Raw genomic sequence first — 18,579 nt, 5'->3', positions numbered from 1 at the left:
ATAGAGTGCAAATAATTGTTGTTTAATCTGGGGCTGGATTTTGCTCCGCTATTGTAGTTTTTTTTGCAGGAACCCCTGTTGTGATAAAAAATATATTGGATCGTATCTTTCCTCCTCCCGTAACTCTTAAAGACTTCGATATGGAGCAGTTGGCGGAGGAGTTGGCGAGCAGAATGGATGCATTGCCGCCGGGAGGCAATCCTCTGCATAGCATTTTTTACAAGCGCGGCTTTCATTTGCTGCGTAAGCATTTTTATCTACCGATTCCTGATGATATTGACCAGCTCGAGACTTTCTGGGGGCGTCCGTCAGCAATGGTTGGGGTGGATACAAACGATGTTCTGGCTTTAAACGTTATGGAGACGATTTGTCCAGAGTATCTCGGAGAGTTTCGTGAGCGGTTTCCCATCGATGGTCCCCTCGATCCTCCAGATTTCTATCTAATTAACGGCGGTTACATGGCTGTTGATGCACATGTTTACTATTGCATGATCCGCCACTTCAAGCCGAAGCGCATTGTCGAAATTGGGAATGGAAATTCCACCTTATTGGCAATCGCGGCATGTACAGCAAACAAGGGTGAGGGCAGCGAGATCAAATTGACGTCCATTGATCCTTATCCGTGGCCTCTATTTAAAGACGGCTATCCCGGCTTGGACGAATTGATCGTTAAGCGTGTGCAGGATGTCCCTTTGTCTTATTTTGAGGAATTGGAAGCAGGGGACATACTTTTTATCGATTCCAGTCACGTGATTCGGAGCGGCAATGACGTGCATTACGAATTTCTGGAGATTTTGCCTCGCCTGAAGCCCGGTGTTCTTGTGCATGTACATGACATTAGTCTGCCCAAGCCTTATCCCGAGGTGTATTTTCAGAATCAGTTGTATTGGAACGAGCAGTATTTGTTGCAGGCATTTTTAATTCATAACTCTCGGTTTGAGGTGGTCTGGCCTGGCAACTATTTGATGGAAAATTATCCGGAACGTATGCTCAAGGTTTTTCCTGAGTTTGAAATTATGAGAAAACACTATCCATTGTCAGAGCCTTCTGCTTTCTGGATGCGTGTTAAAGAGGGTTAAGAATGCATTGTCCTTTATGTCGACAGGCAGAACTTGTCTCTACGCAGAGGAAGATTCGTCTGGATGACGTACTTCATCGCTGGGAGGCAGCTTCGCAGGCGATTCGTTTTCCATCAAGCGTATGGGATTCTGTCGCTGCGTACGACGAGCCGATTGAGATTTTTCAGTGCCCAACTTGCAGTTTCGGTTGTACGTATCCAGTAGTGCCGGGTTCCCAAGAGTTTTATGAAACTATTTCTGCGGTGGACTATTACAACGAGGAAAAATGGGAATTTGAACAAGCTGATGAAGATTTGAGAAGCTATGCGAGATCAAATATTCTAGACGTTGGCTGTGGTTCCGGTTTTTTTCTGGATGCCTTGAAAAAAAGAAACCCAACGGCGTTACTGACCGGCTACGACGCCAATGGTGCACTCTTGCCGCCATTGGCGGCGAGGGGATTGAAGACGTTATCGGACCTCAATGATTGCGCTGGGCGCTTTGATGCAATTACCATGTTGCAAGTTCTTGAGCATGTTGGCGATCCAGTCGCTTTGCTCGAACTATGCACTTCACTGTTAAGCACAAATGGTTCTTTGATTATCACAACACCGAATGCGGCAGGGCCGATTCGTCATTTCCCAGACGCGCATACAGAACTGCCGCCTCATCATTTGACATACTGGACTGCTGACACTTTTTTAAAGGCTTTGCCTTTGTTGGGGCTGGAGGTGGTAAGCGTGAGATATGAACCGCTGCCAGATTATCTGTGGGATTCATATTTGCCCGCCATTTGGTCGGAGAATCCTTGGCCTGCCCTGATTTTTGATCCGATAGGTAAGGCTCGAGGATTGGAAGGTGTGTCTCAATTGGCTGGATTTGCCGCCCGTGCAATGACGGCAGCAGGGATTCGTCGTCTGAATGGAATTCCTGGTCACACCATCTATGTGCATGCGAGGCGTCGGAGTTGATGATGATGAAATTCAGTGCGGTCGCTGAGCGGTTTTTGAGCTTTTTTTTAAAAAAGCAAAACGTGCAGCTAGACCAGATCGAAAATTGCCTCAAGGAATTACTGCAAAAAACTGACAATTTAAGCGTTGATGTCAGCAGACTGCAGGAAATGGTCTTAGGACAAATGGCCTTGGCGACAAATGAGACCAGGAGATCTGAAGAGACTATGGCAAATATCGAGATAGAAGTAAGGCGTCTTGATCGGCGTTTTGAGGCGGGCGTGTCGATTGATAACGCAGCGTTAATTAAGATGCTTGCGCCTTTTTTTGAAGAGCAAACGCGGTTGAGGTCGGATATCGACCGAGTTTTGGAGCAAATGAATGGGAAATAAGCCGGTACGGAACACAAAGTTTGAAGAAGATTTTTACCCCAGTAGGCCCCGGATTCTTTTTGTCGGTTTTGCTGAAAGCTCTCATACGCATTCTTGGGTTGACTTGCTTCAAAGTTCAACGTTCAACGTACGCGTGTTTTGTTTGCCGTCTGCGGTGCCCCCGCAGAATTGGGGCGTTAAGTGCTACATCACAAAACCCGATCATGCAGAACGATATTCGACGACTAATCGCCAGACAGTCTATCCGCCAGTCCAAAACTCGATATACGGTTTTGTTTTCAAATTGAAAGGGTGGCTTCGTGGTGATCAGCGGATTATTACCACTCGACTCATTCGCGGTACCTTAGGGCGCATTCTGGATTTCAGTGAAAAACTTCTGAAGGGTAATCAAGCCTCTACCATTGAAGAAAGCCTGGCCGAAATCATTAAAGAGTGGAAGCCGGATATTGTGCATACCTTGGGTTTCGACCCAGCGTCGTATCTATATTTGAATGCGCGAAAACTACATGGGCTTGAGCATATTGGCAGATGGGTTGCTCAGGCTCGTGGTGGGCCAGATCTGGCTTTGCAGCGCTACTCGCCCGACTTTCTTCCTCGTATTTTAGAAGTACTGAAGAATTGCGACCATTTTATCGCCGACAATCAGCAAAATTATGATTATGTCAAAAGTGTCGGAGTCGGCTCGGAAAAGACATCTAATCCGGGGATGGGGGTTGTGTCTGGTGCTGGCGGAATGGACATTGGCGCATTTCGTGAAATGTGGACCCTGCCGCCATCCCAGCGAGAGCGTGTAATTGTTTGGCCGAAAGCGTATGAAACTTATACCGCGAAAGCCATGCCAGTCTTTGAAGCAATATTAAAGGTGTGGGATCGTCTCCAGCCATGTCGTATTGAAATGCTCTGGATGACGCAAGCCGAAGTGCAATTGTGGTATCAAATCTTGTTTCCCAAAGAGAAGCAAGAGTCTTGCCTGGCGTTCGGTCGTTTAGGGCGAGATGAAACCTTGGCAAGAATAGCGAAGGCGCGCGTGATGTTGGCGCCGTCGCTTAGCGACGGTATTCCGAACACCATGATGGAGGCGATGGCGCTCGGCGCCGTCCCTTTGGTTTCACCATTGGACACCATCGTGCCAGTAGTCAAGAACGAAGAAAATGTTCTGTTTGCCCGGAATCTGTATCCGGACGAAATTGCGGAGGCGCTAGTGAGGCTGATGCAGGATGACGAATTGGTTGATCGAATGGCGCAGAATAACCTTATAAGAATCAAAGAAATGGCAGATCGAGATCGTGTCAGGGAGCGAGCATTGGTTTTCTATGATGGTGTTGCTCAAATTAATCGGCAATCAAGTACCGGTCAGATCTAGGTTGTATGTCACAGACTTGGGTTTTGGTCATTCTATAGGTTTGTAAAAATTTTCATGTCACTTTTTCTTGGCGCTTCTTTCCTTGTTAATAGTCTTGTAAAAAACAAAAGGCTTTTGCTGGAAATGACGAAGCGAGATATTTCTGATCGCTATGCGGGCCAGATTCTAGGCAGTTTTTGGGCTGTCATTCACCCGGTGATGATGATCAGTGTCTATGTGTTCATGTTCGGAGTGGTCTTTCGAACCAAAGTAGATTCGAGCATTACCGTACCGGGCGACCATACGCTATATATGTTGTCGGGCTTGGTAGCATGGCTTGTGACGGCTGACGTCCTCGGTCGTGGATCCTCGATTATTTCAGGACAGGCGGCATTGGTGAAGCAGGTTGTATTCCCTCTGGAAATTTTGCCAGTGAAAGTGGTTTTCTCGACGTTGCCGACACTATTTGTCGGAGTTCTTGGGTTAATCCTGTACGGCGTTGTCGGTGTTGGTCGGGCGCATTGGGGATTCCTATTGTTTCCGCTTGCGGCAGTTCCGTTATATCTGTTTTTACTTGGCATCGCCTTTTTGCTTTCAGCTGTTGGTGTTTTTCTCAGGGATCTCAAGGACATTGTTCAGATGTATGCATTGATCGGCTTGTACGTCGCACCAGTTTTTTATCTCATGGATTGGGTCCCAAAATCGATCCGCGCCATCATTTATCTTAATCCCATGACAGTATTTATTGAGTGTTTTCACGACGCAGGCTACTACGGCTCAATACGAACATCAGTTTGGGTTGTGGCCTGCGTGCTGGGCTCCGCAAGTTTTCTTATTGGCGCCACTTTGTTTGCACGGCTTAAGCCGCAGTTCGGAAGCCATCTATGAGCGACGCTGCAATCAAGGTCGTTGGCCTGGGAAAGATGTATCGTTTGTATACGCGGAGCTCTGATATTTTGATGGAGGCGATAACCCGGAAGTCTCGTCATCGGGAGCATTGGGCGCTTAAAGACGTCAATCTTGAAATCAACCGCGGCGAAGTCGTGGGGGTAATTGGCCGTAACGGTGCTGGCAAGACGACTTTGCTGAGAGTCATAACGGGTACGTTGGATAAAACCGTTGGAAGTGTTGAAGTGAACGGCCGTGTGTCTGCAATCATGGTTTTGGGTACGGGTTTCAACATGGAGCTAAGCGGCCGTGAAAATATTTTGTTGAGTGGTCTTTGCCTTGGCATGACTCACGACGAGATTGACGCTAAGACTGACGGCATCATTGCGTTCAGTGGGCTGCAGGAGTTTATCGATTCTCCCTGCAAGGAATATTCTAGTGGGATGGTCGCTCGTCTGGCTTTCAGCGTTGCAGCCAGTGTTGATCCGGACATACTGATTGTCGATGAGGCCTTGTCGACGGGAGATATGATTTTTAACGCGAAGAGCTATGCTCGTATGCGTGAAATCGCCAAGAGTGGCGCGACCGTTTTGTTCGTCACCCACAGTCTCCAGCAAATCTATGATTTGTGTGACCGAGCAATCCTGATGGAGCGGGGGAGCGTGATCGCTCAGGGCGAGCCGCGCACGGTCGGCTATCTGTACGAGCAAAAAGTACACGAGGAAATGTCGGCTCTTAATGAGGCCGCAGCGCCGTCTGTGCCTGCATTGCAATTGGGAAGCTTTGATTCGAACAGTCAGCGCCGTGCTGAAATTGTGCATGCTGAAATTGTCAGCTCAGATGGCAAACCGGTGCGACGTCTAAAAGACGGAGAGGACTACGTAATTCGTATTCGTGTAAAGGCGCGCGTCACCATTCCCTCGATCTCTGTTGGATTTGATATCCGGACGAATACCGGAGTACAAATATACGGATTCTCTACCTCTGCGACCAAAACTATTCAAGGGGTAGAGGCAGGAGAAACCAAAGAATTCGACTTTTCGCTGCGTTCGGCGTTCAACAATGGTGCTTACTTCATCAATTTCGGCATCGCAGAAAACATGAGCGGCCCAGGCAATCCTGAACATTATTCGATGATCCACTTTGTGGCGGATACGGTAATCATAGAAGCGGAAACCGGTGCGTTGTTTCCTGGGCTGGTAAATCTCGAGAGTACTTTTACCGGCTCCCGATCGATTTCTTCCACGGATTGGGAGTGAGTTATGTGTGGTATTGCCGGGATGTTTCGTAAGCCCAATCAGCAGGCATTAGGGGCTATGCTGGAGGCGTTAGCTCATCGAGGGCCAGATGATCGCGGTTCGTTTATTGATAATCGCGTAGCGATCGGGCAGACGCGTCTTTCAATCATCGACACTACATCCGGTGGTCATCAGCCGATGGCTGCAAATAAAGGAATGATTCAGCTCGTTTATAACGGTGAAGTATACAACTACCGCGAGCAACGAAAGCTGTTGGAATCCAAGGGCTACAAGTTTGAGACCGAGTCCGACACCGAGGTCGTCCTGAATTTATACGTCGAATATGGCGACGCGTTCTTGTCTCGGTTGCGGGGGATATTTGCAATTGCAATCTATGATAAGCGGAACGGAGATGGGAATGAGCGCCTGTTACTGGCACGCGATCATTTCGGAATCAAACCGCTTTTATATGTGGAAATAAACGGGGCGTTATTTTTCGCATCAGAACTTAAATCACTGCTTGCCACTGAGTTGGTGCCTCGTGAGGTGGACTCCGAAGGGTTAAGGTTGTTGCTTAACATGGGTTCCGTATATCAGCCTAGTACACTTGTAAAAAATGTCCGTGCACTGCCATCAGCACATTATATGGTGATTGATAAGAGCGGCTCGACATTGAAACGTTATTGGGAATATGGCGTTAATCGCGTGGTCGGCTTGCGAGAATTGCCCTATGAGCAGCAAGTGGAGAAGTTCCGCGATGCATTGATTGAGTCCGTAAAACTGCAAATGGTTGCGGATGTGCCTGTAGGTGCATTCTTGTCCGGAGGGGTTGATTCTTCGTTGATCGTGGCGCTGATGGCCAAGGAAACTGGCGGGCATGTGAAGACATTCTCGGTGGGATTCGAAGACGGCGCCGGCGCTCCGGATGAAACTTTGGAGGCCGCGGCAATGGCGGATCATTTGCAGACAGACCACACACGCGTGATCGTGACTGCAGCCGATATGATGTCTCATCTGGATCGGTTTATCCATGGATTGGATCAACCTTCAGTCGATGGTCTTAATAGTTATTTTGTCGCCCATGCGGCATCGCAGTCCGTGACCGTTTCCTTATCAGGCACAGGGGGCGATGAACTTTTCCTTGGGTATCCGTGGTTTGCTCATATGAATCGGGACTTCGGTGCTGTTCCGCAACCTGTCTCTCCTTGGTGGAAATCGTTGTTCGGACGGCGTTCGACGACGCCGTCGGATGGAATAGACAAATTCAGAGAGGCTTTCGGAGGACTCTATCATTGCTTTGGCCCGAAAATGGCTTATGACTTGATGTCGAGCGAACATCGTGCGAAGGTCACCTTTCGCTCATTTTCCGAGGACTTGTCAGGCGCTGATGAAATGCGCAATGCGGAGCCACTGGATCGTGCAAGCGTACTGTGCTTGAATGGATATACGAGGAACCAGTTGTTGCGAGATATTGACACCTGCGCAATGGCGAGCTCGCTAGAGGTTCGGGTTCCTTTTCTAGATCATGTCCTCGCTGATTTTGCGTTGTCGTTGCCGCTGAGTTCGAAGATGGCAGTCAATACGCGCACGTTGGATCCGGGAGCTAGCTATAGCGAGTCGGGCGTGAAGAAAATCTTATGTGATGTAGCTCGAGGCTATTTGCCGGAAACATTCTTCAATCAGCGGAGTAAACGTGGTTTCGCGTTGCCCTATGCTGACTGGCTGCGCGGGCCGTTGGCCGAAATAATGCACGATACTCTTTCCAGGGAGTCGGTCATTCGTGCGGGAATGTTCAATCCTGATATGGTCCAAAAGATCCATAGCGATTTCCTGAATGGGCATCGGCCATGGTCTCATCCTTGGCTTTTGATGGTCACAGAGTTATGGCGTCGCAAGGTGTTAACGGCGGCCCTCTGAAGTAGCGAGGATTTCGAAAGGGCCGGTCCGAATCGTTTGTGCTTCCAGCCGCCCGTTTCAGAATGTCCCGTTGCTGCAAATCATTAATGATTAATGTGGAACAAAATATGAAAGTCAGAATTCGCACTTGGTTAAAAGGTTTGAATGAGCGCCTTAACGCCGAGAATACGTCCAGATTACTGGCGACTTTGGAAAGCCAGAGTAATCGTTTGCTGCAATTGGAAAAAAAAGTGGAGCATATGAACGTACGTTTGCTCAGCTATTACAAAAATCGATGGGATGTTATTGACAAATTGGCGGACTACTTGGTGGGAACCCAGATTGAGGGGGACTATCTCGAGTTTGGCGTGTTCATGGGGAAGACATTTTCCTATGCGCATACGACTATGGCGCCGCTTTTCCCTGAGATGAAGTTCATCGCCCTCGACTCCTTTGAAGGGCTGCCTGAGCCGCGAGGAATCGATGCCGCGGAAAATTATACGAGTGGCTTCTATAAGGGGCAATTTGCATGTAATGAGGAACAATTTGTGCAAAATTTGCTTTTCGAAGGCCTAGACCTGACGCGAGTGAAAACGATCAAGGGGTGGTTTGACCAAAGTTTGGCGCCTGCCGGCCCCGCGGTCGAAGCGGTTGAAAAAGTAGCGGCAGCCTGGATTGATTGTGATTTTTACGAATCGACTGTCCCGGTCTTGAATTTTCTTACCGAGCGCGTGACGGTTGGTTCGGTATTGCTTTTTGATGACTGGCGCTGTTATCGGAATTTGCCAGAATTCGGACAGCAAAGAGCGTGTCGCGAATGGTTGGAGCGGAATCCTGAAATTAGCTTGCTTGAGTTCGCCGATTTTGGCTTTCATGGGAAGGCGTTTACAATCGGTACATGTGGTAGCGGGAAGGCAGTAAAGGCATAAAGATTGCTATTGGAAGCCATTCTTTACAGTAAAATACACAAATTTTGTCGAAAGTACCGTTGCGAAGCGAGTAATGAAGTCGTGACACTTCTTAGTTAACCATGGATGAACGCATGAGGATTTTAGTGACGGGGGCCGCCGGATTTATTGGCATGCACGTTTCCAAACGCTTGCTTGAGCAAGGAGCCCGCGTGACCGGGGTCGACAATATGAGCGACTATTATGATGTTCAACTGAAAGAAGACCGGTTAAAGCAACTGATGGGTTACGCCAATTTTCGTTTTATCAAACTGGATTTGGCAGATCAAGTAGCTACTGCGCAACTTTTCATGGAGGGGGAGTTTGATCGTGTTATTAATCTGGCTGCTCAACCGGGGGTTCGCTATTCCCTGAAGAATCCGCATGCTTATGCACACAGCAATTTGATTGGATTTCTGAATGTGCTGGAGGGATGCCGTCACAATAAGGTGGGACATCTGGTCTACGCAAGTAGCTCTAGCGTCTATGGCGCAAATACAAAGATGCCATTTAGTGTCATGGATGGCGTAGATCATCCCGTTAGCCTTTACGCAGCCACAAAAAAATCCAATGAGTTGATGGCGCATTCCTACAGTCATTTATATCGGCTGCCGGTTACCGGTCTGCGATTTTTTACGGTATACGGTCCATGGGGGCGTCCAGATATGTCTCCATCATTGTTCGCGAGTGCCATTCGCGAAGGCCGTTCTATTGATGTATTTAACCAAGGAAAAATGCGGCGTGACTTCACGTTCATTGATGACATCGTCGAAGGGGTTGTGCGAGCGATGGAAAATGTTGCAACTCCTGACGAGACATTTGACCGGGCCGCGCCTAATGCCGCTACGAGCGATGCACCTTACAGGCTTCATAATATCGGAAACAATCAGCCGGTTGAACTGATGGAGTTCATTGAGACCATGGAGCGTGCCCTCGGGAAGCCGGCACTTAAAAATATGTTGCCCATGCAAGATGGGGATGTATTGGCCACCTTTGCAGACATAGAGTCGTTGCAGCAGGAGATCGGTTTTGCGCCAAAAACATCTCTGGCTGACGGAATTGCCAAATTCATCGACTGGTACGTAGATTACTATGCGGTCAGCGCAGTGCATTGATTCCTTTCTGAGAGCAAAATGAATAAATTGGCAATTGATGGAGGGACTCCTATACGGGACACAATGTTGGCGTATGGCCGTCAGTCGATTGACGACCAAGAGATGGGAGGGGTGGAATGACCACATGTCAGTCTGCTCCGGTTGTGAGTATTATTATTCCTACGTTCAATCGTGGACGTTTTATCGCCAGCGCAATCCAAAGTGTTCTTGCTCAGACCTATCAGACTTTTGAAGTAATCGTAGTTGACGACGGCTCGATTGATGACACAAAATCAATCGTTGCGGAAATCACCGACGAAAGAGTTCACTACATTTACCAGCGCAACCATGGGAGATCCAACGCGCGCAATCATGCGCTGAATGTGGCGAAAGGGAAATATATCGCGTTTCTCGATTCTGACGATCTCTATATGCCGAACAAGCTGGCCATGCAAATCGAATATCTTGAGACTCATTCTGAAGTCGGTATGATTTATACCTCCGCAGTATGCATTGATGAGGACGGTAATCGACTGCCGCACACATACGAAGCTACGGTTTCGGGCGATATTTATAAGCATATTGCGTTCTTCACTCCTGTCACGATCACGTTGCCTACTGTTGTCGTTCGCAAAGAGGTATTTGCGTCTGTTGGGGGATTTGACGAGAATATGCATCGTTTTGAAGATACGGATATGTGGAGACGGATTTCAAAAAAATACAGAATTGACGCTTTGCCTATTTATACATGTGAGCTGAGAACGCATGATGACAATGTATTGTTGTCTCAGGATCCGAATAAAATTGCATTTGGCCTGAAATATTACGTCGGAAAGATCTTTCGAGAAGATGGGAGTTTCGGCACAAGTTTATTGCGACGGGGAGCTGCCAGAATATATTTTTACTATGGCGGGGCACTTTTTAAGGTGCCGCAATGGAGAAAATTCGGTGTGCGCTTATTAATGTCATCATTTTGCTATTCTCCATTTGGGTTTATGAGGTCTGGTTTGGGGCAGGTGCGTCAATCAATAGTCGAATTTTTTCGATAATTTTCATTCCATGGTTCAGGGTATGAATCGTACATTCAGAAGATTCGTGGTCAGAAGGTGAAAATTGGTTGCATATCCTAAAATTTCGATTCTCATTCCGGTATATAACGGGGCCGATTTTTTGAAAGAGGCAATTGATAGTGCTCTGGCTCAAACCTATCCTAATATTGAAATCCTTGTTGTAAATGATGGATCTGATGACAACGGTTGTACGGAAGCTATAGCCTTGGGCTATGGTGCACGCGTGAGATATTTTGCCAAGGAGAATGGAGGGGTCGCAACAGCGTTGAATCTGAGCATTGAAAAAATGTCAGGAGACTATTGCTCATGGCTAAGCCATGACGACTTATATACACCGGACAAACTTCAGGTTGAAATGGATGCGATGCTGGCGCGCACTCAGCCACGGACAATCATCTATAGCGACTATGCGGTGTTTGCCAAGAGCCCCGACATAGCGGCGCGAGTCTCAATGAAGGGCGTGCCCCCGCAGCAATTCCGCCATTGGATTTCACTTGAAAATAATTTGCACGGATGCACCTTGCTACTTCCGCGACAAGCTTTCGAAGAATGTGGGGTATTCAATAAAGCACTGAGGACGACACAGGACTACGATTTGTGGTTCCGGATGGCGGCGAAGTATGATTTTGTTCATGTACCCGAGGTTTTGGTCAAAGCGCGAAGCCATGAAAACCAAGGAAGCGTGACAATGGCGAAACATGCACTTATAGAATGCAACAATCTTTTTATTGGATTCACATCCGAATTGTCGTCTGCTGAACTTACTAGGCAAGGAAATAGATCAATTGCATTTTCTTATGCAGAAATTGCGGTCAGTTTCTGGTTGCGAGGCTTTTATGATGCAGCGCGCTTTGCGGCTGGAAAAGCAATGGCCAATACGAGGCAATCGGCGTCCGCTCGCGATTTCGTTGAGGTTGTGGGACTACTTGGGAAGACAGTGCTGAAATACTATCTTTTTAAGTGCGCAAGAAAATTGCTCCCACCTACACTGCGAATCCACATAAAACGTTTCATGCGTTTAATCGGTGGCTAAATACTGCCTTTGCATCTGGGTGAGATATTCTTGGACGCAGGTTTTTCCCGAGTGTTGGCTCGCACCTCTGCGGTTAGGATGATGACGTCGAGCGAGATGTCTTATCGGTATTTGCCCTTTTTCCATGTGAGCCTTTGTGCTTTCTCTTATTCTTCAGATGAACTCCCCAAACGGCGGTTTACTAACCAATTATTATAAAAAGCGGTGAAATGAAGGTTCTTATCTGGACGCAATATTTCTGGCCGGAACATTTTCGTATTAACGATTTGGTCGTCTCGTTGAAAAAAAACGATATTGACGTTACGGTACTAACGGGAAAACCCAACTACCCTACCGGCAGGGTTTTCCCCGGTTATAGCAGTTGGGGTATCGATCAAGAACAATGGCAGGGGGTCGACGTTATTCGTATTCCGCTCTTTCCGCGGGGGAAGGGGGGGGGCTTGAGATTGGGACTTAATTATCTTTCATTCATTATTTCCGGCTACTGCTTTGCTCCTTGGGCACTACGAGGCCGTTCTTTCGACGCTGTTTTTGTCTATGCGCCTTCGCCATTGCTGCAAGCTATGCCGGCGGTCGCCATCGCAGCGCTGAAAAAAGCGTCACTAACAGTATGGGTCCAGGATTTGTGGCCGGAATCTTTGGTGGCTACGGGTTTTGTAAAAAACAAAATTACCTTGCGAGTGGTGGAAAAGGCAGTTCGATACATCTATCACGCTGCTGATGCTGTGATGATTCAATCCGAGGCTTTTCGTGAACCAGTGGCTAGACTTGTTCAAAATGTCCGGAAGATTTACTTTTTCCCGAATGCGGCAGAAGTTATGGTACCGAGCGTTGGCAAATCTGCGACGGAATCTTTACTATGTGATATTAGCTCCACATTTTCAGTGGTATTTGCGGGGAATTTGGGGCAGGCGCAATCTTGCCAAACGATACTTGATGCATCAGAAAGATTGCTCTCGCACTCCGATATAAAAATTTTCTTGGTGGGCGATGGCAGCGCGAGTGCTTTTTTGCGGACCGAAATTCTACGGAGAAACTTAAAAAATATCTTTATGACCGGGCATCTTCCAGCGGAACAAATGCCCAGCATTTTTTTCGCCGCATCGGTATTGTTGGTTACATTGCGAGACGATGATGCTCTGGCGAGCACCATTCCTAGCAAGTTGCAGACCTATCTTGCAGCAGGTAAGCCCATTATTGCCAGCCTTAACGGCGAGGGCGCTAAAGTTGTCCTTGCAGCCGAAGCAGGGCTTGTGTCGCCGGCAGGTGATGCCGTGGGTTTGGCAAATGCGATTTTAAAAATGGCCTCAATGTCAAAGCAGAAACTTCGAGAGATGGGAGAGAGCGGGAAGTCCTACTGTATGAAAAATTTCGATCTTGCAATAAGAACGAGAGAATTAATTTCCCATCTTAAGATATTGTCAAATAAGAAGACATAATCCATGGGCGCAAAACAAACTTAGAGTTCCCTAAAGACCACTTTTGCTGGGCAGGTTAAGAACTGCGCCAAAGTAATCCGCTAACACTGTTAAAATTACTTCTTCGTGAGCATCTTATAATCAAAAATATATTTCGCTGCCCCTAATGAAACGTTTTTTTGATCTTGCCCTGGCGGTTATCGCTACCGGAATCCTATTCTTTCCTATGCTAGTAGTCGGTTCTGCTGTGGCGCTCACATCTTCAGGCCCAGTATTGTATTGGTCAGATAGGGTCGGGAAAAACAATGTACTTTTTAAAATGCCTAAATTTAGGACAATGCACGTAGGAACGCCAGCTCTAGCTACGCATCTCATGGATAATCCCCAGAGTTTTTTGACGCCTATAGGTGGTTTTTTGCGTAAGACTAGTTTGGATGAGCTTCCACAACTGTGGTGTATCTTAACAGGCACGATGAGTTTCGTTGGGCCGAGGCCCGCTTTATTCAACCAATACGATCTTGTTAGTTTGCGCACAGCCTGTGGTGTCGATAAGTTGTTGCCAGGATTGACTGGTTGGGCTCAAGTTAATGGGCGGGACGAATTACCAATTAAAACAAAGACTGAATTTGATCTGGCTTATTTGAAACGACGGTCACTATCGTTTGATGCCTATATTTTGTGGTTGACATTCTTAAAGGTCGTAACACGTGTAGGTGTTGCACATTGAATCAGGTCACAAATTTAGGTTAGGTTTATGCAGCGTCATATTATTCATTTGCCCAGAATTGGTAAACAGGCAATCGCCATCTTTACGGACGTTGTTCTTTCAGTTATCGCAACCTGGGGAGCATTTTCTCTACGACTTGATACTTTGCACTGGCCTAGCGGTTATCAGTGGCATGTTTATCAACTGGCACCAGTGCTTGCTTTTCCTTTGTTTTTAAGAATGGGGCTATATCGAGCCGTTTTTCGCTATACAGGTATTGCAGCGATTGTCGCGATCGCAAAAGCTGTGGGTATTTATGGCGTTTTCCTATTTGCAGTTTTGGTATGGCTCGCTTTACCAGGGGTACCTCGCTCAGTTGGATTGCTTCAACCACTTTTGCTTCTTTTGTTGGTGGGTGGAACGCGCGCATTTGCTCGTTTTTGGTTAAGCAAGGCAGATGCGGATCGTTTGCATCAACGGGAGGCTAGACTACTAATTTATGGCGCAGGGGCAGCAGGCGCTCAGATCGCAGAGGTTTTGCAACGACGTCAGCCTCTTACACTTATTGGTTTTTTAGATGATAACCCGGACTTGTTCGGTAAAACCATAAATGGTCACAAAGTGTTCTCTTCTAGCGACGCAGGAAAGATTATTGAGTCGTACGCCGTTACAGATGTGTTGTTAGCCTTACCCTCAATTACTCGAGTTCGGCGAAATGAAATTCTTGAACATCTACGCAAGTATCAAGTCCACGTCAGATCGCTTCCAGATTTGACAGATTTGGCTCGTGGCCGAGTTACTGTTTCGGATATTCATGAACTGGATATCGTGGATTTGCTTGGGCGTGAACCGGTTCCTCCCAATCCAGTTCTGCTCAGTCGCAACATCTCAGGGAAAGTGGTTCTTGTAACGGGAGCGGGTGGCAGTATTGGCAGCGAACTGTGTCGACAGATTTTGAGCGCAGGCCCAGCTCGCTTGCTGCTGCTGGATCATAGCGAATTTGCGTTGTATCAGGTGCACCGAGATTTACAGGAGCGCGTCGAGGAATTGCAGCTTAAGACCGAATTGATCACACTCTTAGCGAATGTGCGCGATTTTGATCGAATTAGCAAAGTTTGCAACCTATGGCGCCCCAGAACTATTTATCATGCTGCTGCATACAAGCACGTTTCACTGGTAGAGCAAAATCCAGCGGAGGGAATCAATAACAATGTTTACGGTACGTATAATGTTGCTCGTGCGGCCGTTGAGAGCGAAGTACGGGACTGCGTTTTGATTAGCACGGACAAAGCGGTTCGGCCCACCAATGTTATGGGGGCGACCAAGCGTTTGGCAGAAATGGTTTTTCAAGCGCTGGCTGCATCAAAATCTCCAACATTTTTATTGAGCGAAACTGCTTCATCTAGGGAGCACATCAATAACACCCGGTTCTCAATGGTGCGTTTCGGAAACGTGCTTGATTCATCTGGATCAGTTGTGCCTATTTTTAGGCAGCAGATTAAAGCAGGTGGCCCAATTACACTAACCCATTCAGAGGTTACGCGCTATTTCATGATTATTCCCGAAGCCGCACAATTAGTGGTGCAAGCCAGTGCAATGTCCGAAGGCGGAGATGTTTTTGTTTTGGATATGGGCCCGGCAATCAAAATTAGTGATTTGGCTTATCGGATGGTTGAACTGTCTGGCTTGAGTGTCAGAGACGACGCAAACCCGAACGGTGACATTGAGATAAAAATTACCGGCTTGCGTACTGGCGAGAAATTGTATGAGGAATTGCTGATTGGGGCGAATCCTATGGCGACGGCTCATCCGCGTATTATGAAAGCACAAGAAGATTTTATCGTTTGGGAAGATCTGCAGCGAGCATTGTCCTCCCTCTTGTTCGCGGTGGAAAACAACGATACTGCAACAATCAGATCAATTCTTATGACATTGGTCAATGGCTACGAGCCAGCGACAAATATCGTTGATTGGAATCATTTTGCTAGGCACGGGGAAGTACTCGTGGAAAAACCGAACAGCGCGTCGAGATAGCATTATGTGGTAGTATTCTTCAGAGAAGGATTGTTTTTATGTCGCAAGTCAGTTCGAATGGGAATCCTTCTGTCACCATTTTCAAAGCCTATGACATTCGCGGCATCATCGGGCAGACCCTCAATGCTGACGTCGCCTGCCAAATCGGCCAGGCCTTCGGCAGCGTCGCCTTTGCCAAGAGGCAGGCTTCTGTAGTGATTGGCCGCGATGGTCGTCTCTCAGGTCCGGAACTGGCCGCAGCTCTGGCCGCCGGCCTGCAATCGATCGGTATTGATGTCATCGACCTCGGTGTGGTCGCCACTCCCATGGTTTACTTCGGCACGCAAGTTTTGGGCACGCAGTCCGGCGTAATGGTGACCGGCAGCCACAATCCGCCTGATTACAACGGTTTCAAGATGGTGCTGGCCAGCGAGGCGATTTATGGCGACACGATTCAGGCCTTGTATCAGGCCATTCTGAAAAACGATTTCAAGGCAGGTAGTGGGGCTTACCGCACCCACGACATCCGCAAGGAATACATCGAACGCATCGTCGGCGACGCCAAACTGGCGCGTCCGATGAAGATCGCCATCGATTGCGGCAACGGCGTGGCCGGTGCTTTTGCCGGCGAGCTGTATCGTGCGCTCGGCTGCGAAGTCACTGAATTGTTTTGCGAAGTCGACGGTACTTTCCCCAATCATCATCCCGATCCGGCCCACCCCGAAAACCTGCAGGATCTGATCCGTTGTCTGCAACAAACGGATAACGAGATCGGCCTGGCTTTCGACGGCGACGGCGACCGGCTTGGCGTTGTCACCAAGGATGGCCAGATCATTTATCCCGATCGGCAACTGATGCTGTTTGCCGCCGACGTGCTCACCCGCCATCCCGGCCGTGAAATCCTGTACGACGTTAAATGCACGCGCCACCTGGCCCCATGGATTAGTATGCATGGCGGCCGACCATTGATGTGGAAAACCGGCCATTCGCTGGTCAAGGCCAAGATGCGTGAAACCGGCGCTCCGCTGGGCGGCGAAATGAGCGGTCACGTGTTCTTCAAGGATCGCTGGTACGGCTTCGACGATGGCTTGTACGCTGGTGCGCGCTTGCTGGAGCTCATGAGCCGTGAATCCGATCCGTCGGCCGTGCTCAATGCCTTGCCGCAATCAACCAGCACGCCCGAACTGCAATTGAAGTTGAAAGAGGGTGAGAATTTTGCATTGATCGATCAATTGCAAAAAGATGCAAAGTTTCCCGGCGCCGAGCAGATCATCAAGATCGATGGTCTGCGCATCGAGTACGCTGACGGTTTCGGTCTGATGCGCTCTTCCAATACCACGCCGGTGGTGGTGTTGCGCTTCGAAGCGGAGACGCAGCAGGCGCTGGCGCGTATCCAGGATGAGTTCAAACGCGTGATCCTGGCCGCTCGGCCGGATGTAGCCTTGCCGTTTTGAAAGAGGTAAGATGCTGGCCCACAGACAAAGAATAGTGGGTTAGCCTTGAACATCCTGATCGTCCGCGTTTCCTCCTTAGGCGACGTGGTGCATAACATGCCGATGGTCGCCGACATCCGGCGCCATTATCCGGATGCCAACATCGATTGGGTGGTGGAAGAGGCTTACACCAGCCTTGTGCGGCTCAATCCGCATGTCCGAACGATCATTCCGATTGCCTTGCGGCGCTGGCGCAAGAGCCTTGGCTCCGCCAAGACGCGTGCCGAGATAGCCAGTTTTTATCGCCAGTTGCGCCACGAGGCTTACGATATCGTTTTCGATACCCAGGGTCTGCTGAAAACCAGCGTGGTCATGCGCATGGCGCGCCTTGCGCCGGACGGCAAGCGTGTCGGATTGGGCAATGCAACGGAGGGCTCAGGCTACGAGTCGCTGTCCAGGATATTCCATACGCAAAGCGTGCCGGTGGGCGTGTACACGCATGCCGTCATGCGCGCGCGGACCGTGGCTGCAGTCGCGCTCGGTTATATTCTGGATGACGCGGCTGACTTCGCGTTGCAAGCGCCAGTGTTGGCGGAGAAGCCGATGTGGTTGCCCGAGCAGCCTTATGCCGTTTTTTTTCACGGCACGGCGCGCACCGCCAAGCAATGGGCGGCAGATAACTGGGTTGCTGTGGCGCAAGTTCTGGCCAGCCGCAACATGCCTGTGTTGTTACCATGGGGTAGCGCCAAGGAGAAGCATGCAGCCGAACAGCTTGCCGCCCGCATGACACAAGCGGTCGTATTGCCATCACTATCGCTGATGGAAGCGGTGACGCTGGTCCGGCATGCGGCGTTGGTGGTGGGCCTGGATACCGGTCTGACGCATATTGCAGCGGCCTGTTGCCGTCCTACCGTCGAGCTTTACTGCGACTCGCCGCGCTGGAAGACCGAAGGCAACTGGTCGCCGCGTATCGTCAATCTTGGCGATACAGGTGCTCCTCCTGATGTAGCGCAAGTATTGCAAGCTATCGATCAGGTATTGTCTGCTCCGGCTGCCGCGCACTCCGGCGATCGTACACAAGACAACGAGGCATAATATCGA

Annotated in this window: 16 protein-coding genes; all 16 read left to right on the top strand. The window is 48.8% G+C overall.

The annotated features are described in order from the left end of the window. Positions 1-140: 140 nt before the first annotated feature. Entirely contained in the window at positions 141-1,079 is a 939-nt protein-coding gene (locus tag RV1423_RS18100; RefSeq protein WP_155835153.1) for a class I SAM-dependent methyltransferase, read from the top strand. A 2-nt stretch (positions 1,080-1,081) separates the two neighbouring features. Continuing rightward, a complete protein-coding gene (locus RV1423_RS29135) occupies positions 1,082-2,029 on the top strand; it encodes a class I SAM-dependent methyltransferase (protein ID WP_081768884.1) in 948 nt (315 codons plus the stop codon). Continuing rightward, positions 2,029-2,400, top strand: a complete 372-nt coding sequence (locus RV1423_RS18095) for a hypothetical protein (RefSeq protein WP_034299594.1) — start codon at positions 2,029-2,031, stop codon at positions 2,398-2,400. Before RV1423_RS29135 ends, RV1423_RS18095 begins: the two co-directional genes overlap by 1 nt. After that, on the top strand, positions 2,390-3,763 hold the full coding sequence (locus tag RV1423_RS18090; protein WP_081768882.1) for a glycosyltransferase family 4 protein: 1,374 nt from the start codon (positions 2,390-2,392) through the stop codon (positions 3,761-3,763). The genes RV1423_RS18095 and RV1423_RS18090 overlap by 11 nt, the downstream gene beginning before the upstream one ends. Before the next feature lie 54 nt (positions 3,764-3,817). Continuing rightward, positions 3,818-4,630 (top strand): ABC transporter permease, encoded by an 813-nt coding sequence (locus RV1423_RS18085; protein WP_051516762.1) that lies wholly within the window; start codon positions 3,818-3,820, stop codon positions 4,628-4,630. After that, positions 4,627-5,889: an ABC transporter ATP-binding protein gene (locus tag RV1423_RS18080; RefSeq protein ID WP_051516761.1), complete on the top strand. Its 1,263-nt coding sequence runs from the start codon at positions 4,627-4,629 to the stop codon at positions 5,887-5,889. The genes RV1423_RS18085 and RV1423_RS18080 overlap by 4 nt, the downstream gene beginning before the upstream one ends. 3 nt (positions 5,890-5,892) lie before the next feature. Next, a complete protein-coding gene (gene asnB / locus RV1423_RS18075; RefSeq protein ID WP_081768881.1) occupies positions 5,893-7,785 on the top strand; it encodes an asparagine synthase (glutamine-hydrolyzing) in 1,893 nt (630 codons plus the stop codon). Positions 7,786-7,892: 107 nt separating this feature from the next. Continuing rightward, the gene (locus RV1423_RS18070; RefSeq protein ID WP_197034959.1) at positions 7,893-8,693 is read left to right on the top strand and encodes a TylF/MycF/NovP-related O-methyltransferase; all 801 of its coding nucleotides are present in this window, start codon (positions 7,893-7,895) and stop codon (positions 8,691-8,693) included. Positions 8,694-8,806: 113 nt separating this feature from the next. Continuing rightward, positions 8,807-9,826, top strand: a complete 1,020-nt coding sequence (locus tag RV1423_RS18065) for an NAD-dependent epimerase (RefSeq protein WP_034299678.1) — start codon at positions 8,807-8,809, stop codon at positions 9,824-9,826. A gap of 116 nt (positions 9,827-9,942) precedes the next feature. Continuing rightward, on the top strand, positions 9,943-10,854 hold the full coding sequence (locus RV1423_RS18060; protein ID WP_081768879.1) for a glycosyltransferase: 912 nt from the start codon (positions 9,943-9,945) through the stop codon (positions 10,852-10,854). Positions 10,855-10,918: 64 nt separating this feature from the next. Next, positions 10,919-11,908: a glycosyltransferase gene (locus tag RV1423_RS18055; protein WP_051516759.1), complete on the top strand. Its 990-nt coding sequence runs from the start codon at positions 10,919-10,921 to the stop codon at positions 11,906-11,908. A gap of 209 nt (positions 11,909-12,117) precedes the next feature. Further along, positions 12,118-13,347: a glycosyltransferase family 4 protein gene (locus RV1423_RS18050; protein ID WP_034299580.1), complete on the top strand. Its 1,230-nt coding sequence runs from the start codon at positions 12,118-12,120 to the stop codon at positions 13,345-13,347. A 145-nt stretch (positions 13,348-13,492) separates the two neighbouring features. Continuing rightward, on the top strand, positions 13,493-14,053 hold the full coding sequence (locus tag RV1423_RS29130) for a sugar transferase (protein WP_081768878.1): 561 nt from the start codon (positions 13,493-13,495) through the stop codon (positions 14,051-14,053). Positions 14,054-14,080: 27 nt separating this feature from the next. Further along, positions 14,081-16,066 carry a nucleoside-diphosphate sugar epimerase/dehydratase gene (locus RV1423_RS18045; RefSeq protein WP_081768877.1) on the top strand — a complete coding sequence of 662 codons (1,986 nt, stop codon included), beginning with the start codon at positions 14,081-14,083 and terminating at the stop codon, positions 16,064-16,066. Positions 16,067-16,104: 38 nt separating this feature from the next. Further along, the gene (locus RV1423_RS18040) at positions 16,105-17,499 is read left to right on the top strand and encodes a phosphomannomutase/phosphoglucomutase (RefSeq protein WP_034299575.1); all 1,395 of its coding nucleotides are present in this window, start codon (positions 16,105-16,107) and stop codon (positions 17,497-17,499) included. 45 nt (positions 17,500-17,544) lie between these two features. Beyond that, positions 17,545-18,573 carry a lipopolysaccharide heptosyltransferase I gene (waaC, locus tag RV1423_RS18035; RefSeq protein ID WP_051516758.1) on the top strand — a complete coding sequence of 343 codons (1,029 nt, stop codon included), beginning with the start codon at positions 17,545-17,547 and terminating at the stop codon, positions 18,571-18,573. Positions 18,574-18,579 lie beyond the last annotated feature (6 nt).

Origin of the sequence: Herbaspirillum sp. RV1423, assembly GCF_000577615.1 — a bacterium.
In the GTDB taxonomy this organism is placed as follows: domain Bacteria; phylum Pseudomonadota; class Gammaproteobacteria; order Burkholderiales; family Burkholderiaceae_D; genus Herbaspirillum.
The sequence above is the reverse complement of the archived record's forward strand: the minus strand, read 5'-3'. Positions and strand labels throughout refer to the sequence as shown.

Coding starts and splice junctions, on each gene's coding strand:
- RV1423_RS29130 (WP_081768878.1), top strand. CDS start 13,493: ATGAAACGTTTTTTTGATCTTGCCCTGGCGGTTATCGCTACCGGAATC.
- RV1423_RS18060 (WP_081768879.1), top strand. CDS start 9,943: ATGACCACATGTCAGTCTGCTCCGGTTGTGAGTATTATTATTCCTACG.
- RV1423_RS18090 (WP_081768882.1), top strand. CDS start 2,390: ATGGGAAATAAGCCGGTACGGAACACAAAGTTTGAAGAAGATTTTTAC.
- RV1423_RS18085 (WP_051516762.1), top strand. CDS start 3,818: ATGTCACTTTTTCTTGGCGCTTCTTTCCTTGTTAATAGTCTTGTAAAA.
- RV1423_RS18065 (WP_034299678.1), top strand. CDS start 8,807: ATGAGGATTTTAGTGACGGGGGCCGCCGGATTTATTGGCATGCACGTT.
- RV1423_RS18070 (WP_197034959.1), top strand. CDS start 7,893: ATGAAAGTCAGAATTCGCACTTGGTTAAAAGGTTTGAATGAGCGCCTT.
- RV1423_RS18100 (WP_155835153.1), top strand. CDS start 141: ATGGAGCAGTTGGCGGAGGAGTTGGCGAGCAGAATGGATGCATTGCCG.
- RV1423_RS18045 (WP_081768877.1), top strand. CDS start 14,081: ATGCAGCGTCATATTATTCATTTGCCCAGAATTGGTAAACAGGCAATC.
- asnB (WP_081768881.1), top strand. CDS start 5,893: ATGTGTGGTATTGCCGGGATGTTTCGTAAGCCCAATCAGCAGGCATTA.
- RV1423_RS18050 (WP_034299580.1), top strand. CDS start 12,118: ATGAAGGTTCTTATCTGGACGCAATATTTCTGGCCGGAACATTTTCGT.
- RV1423_RS29135 (WP_081768884.1), top strand. CDS start 1,082: ATGCATTGTCCTTTATGTCGACAGGCAGAACTTGTCTCTACGCAGAGG.
- RV1423_RS18080 (WP_051516761.1), top strand. CDS start 4,627: ATGAGCGACGCTGCAATCAAGGTCGTTGGCCTGGGAAAGATGTATCGT.
- RV1423_RS18095 (WP_034299594.1), top strand. CDS start 2,029: ATGATGATGAAATTCAGTGCGGTCGCTGAGCGGTTTTTGAGCTTTTTT.
- RV1423_RS18040 (WP_034299575.1), top strand. CDS start 16,105: ATGTCGCAAGTCAGTTCGAATGGGAATCCTTCTGTCACCATTTTCAAA.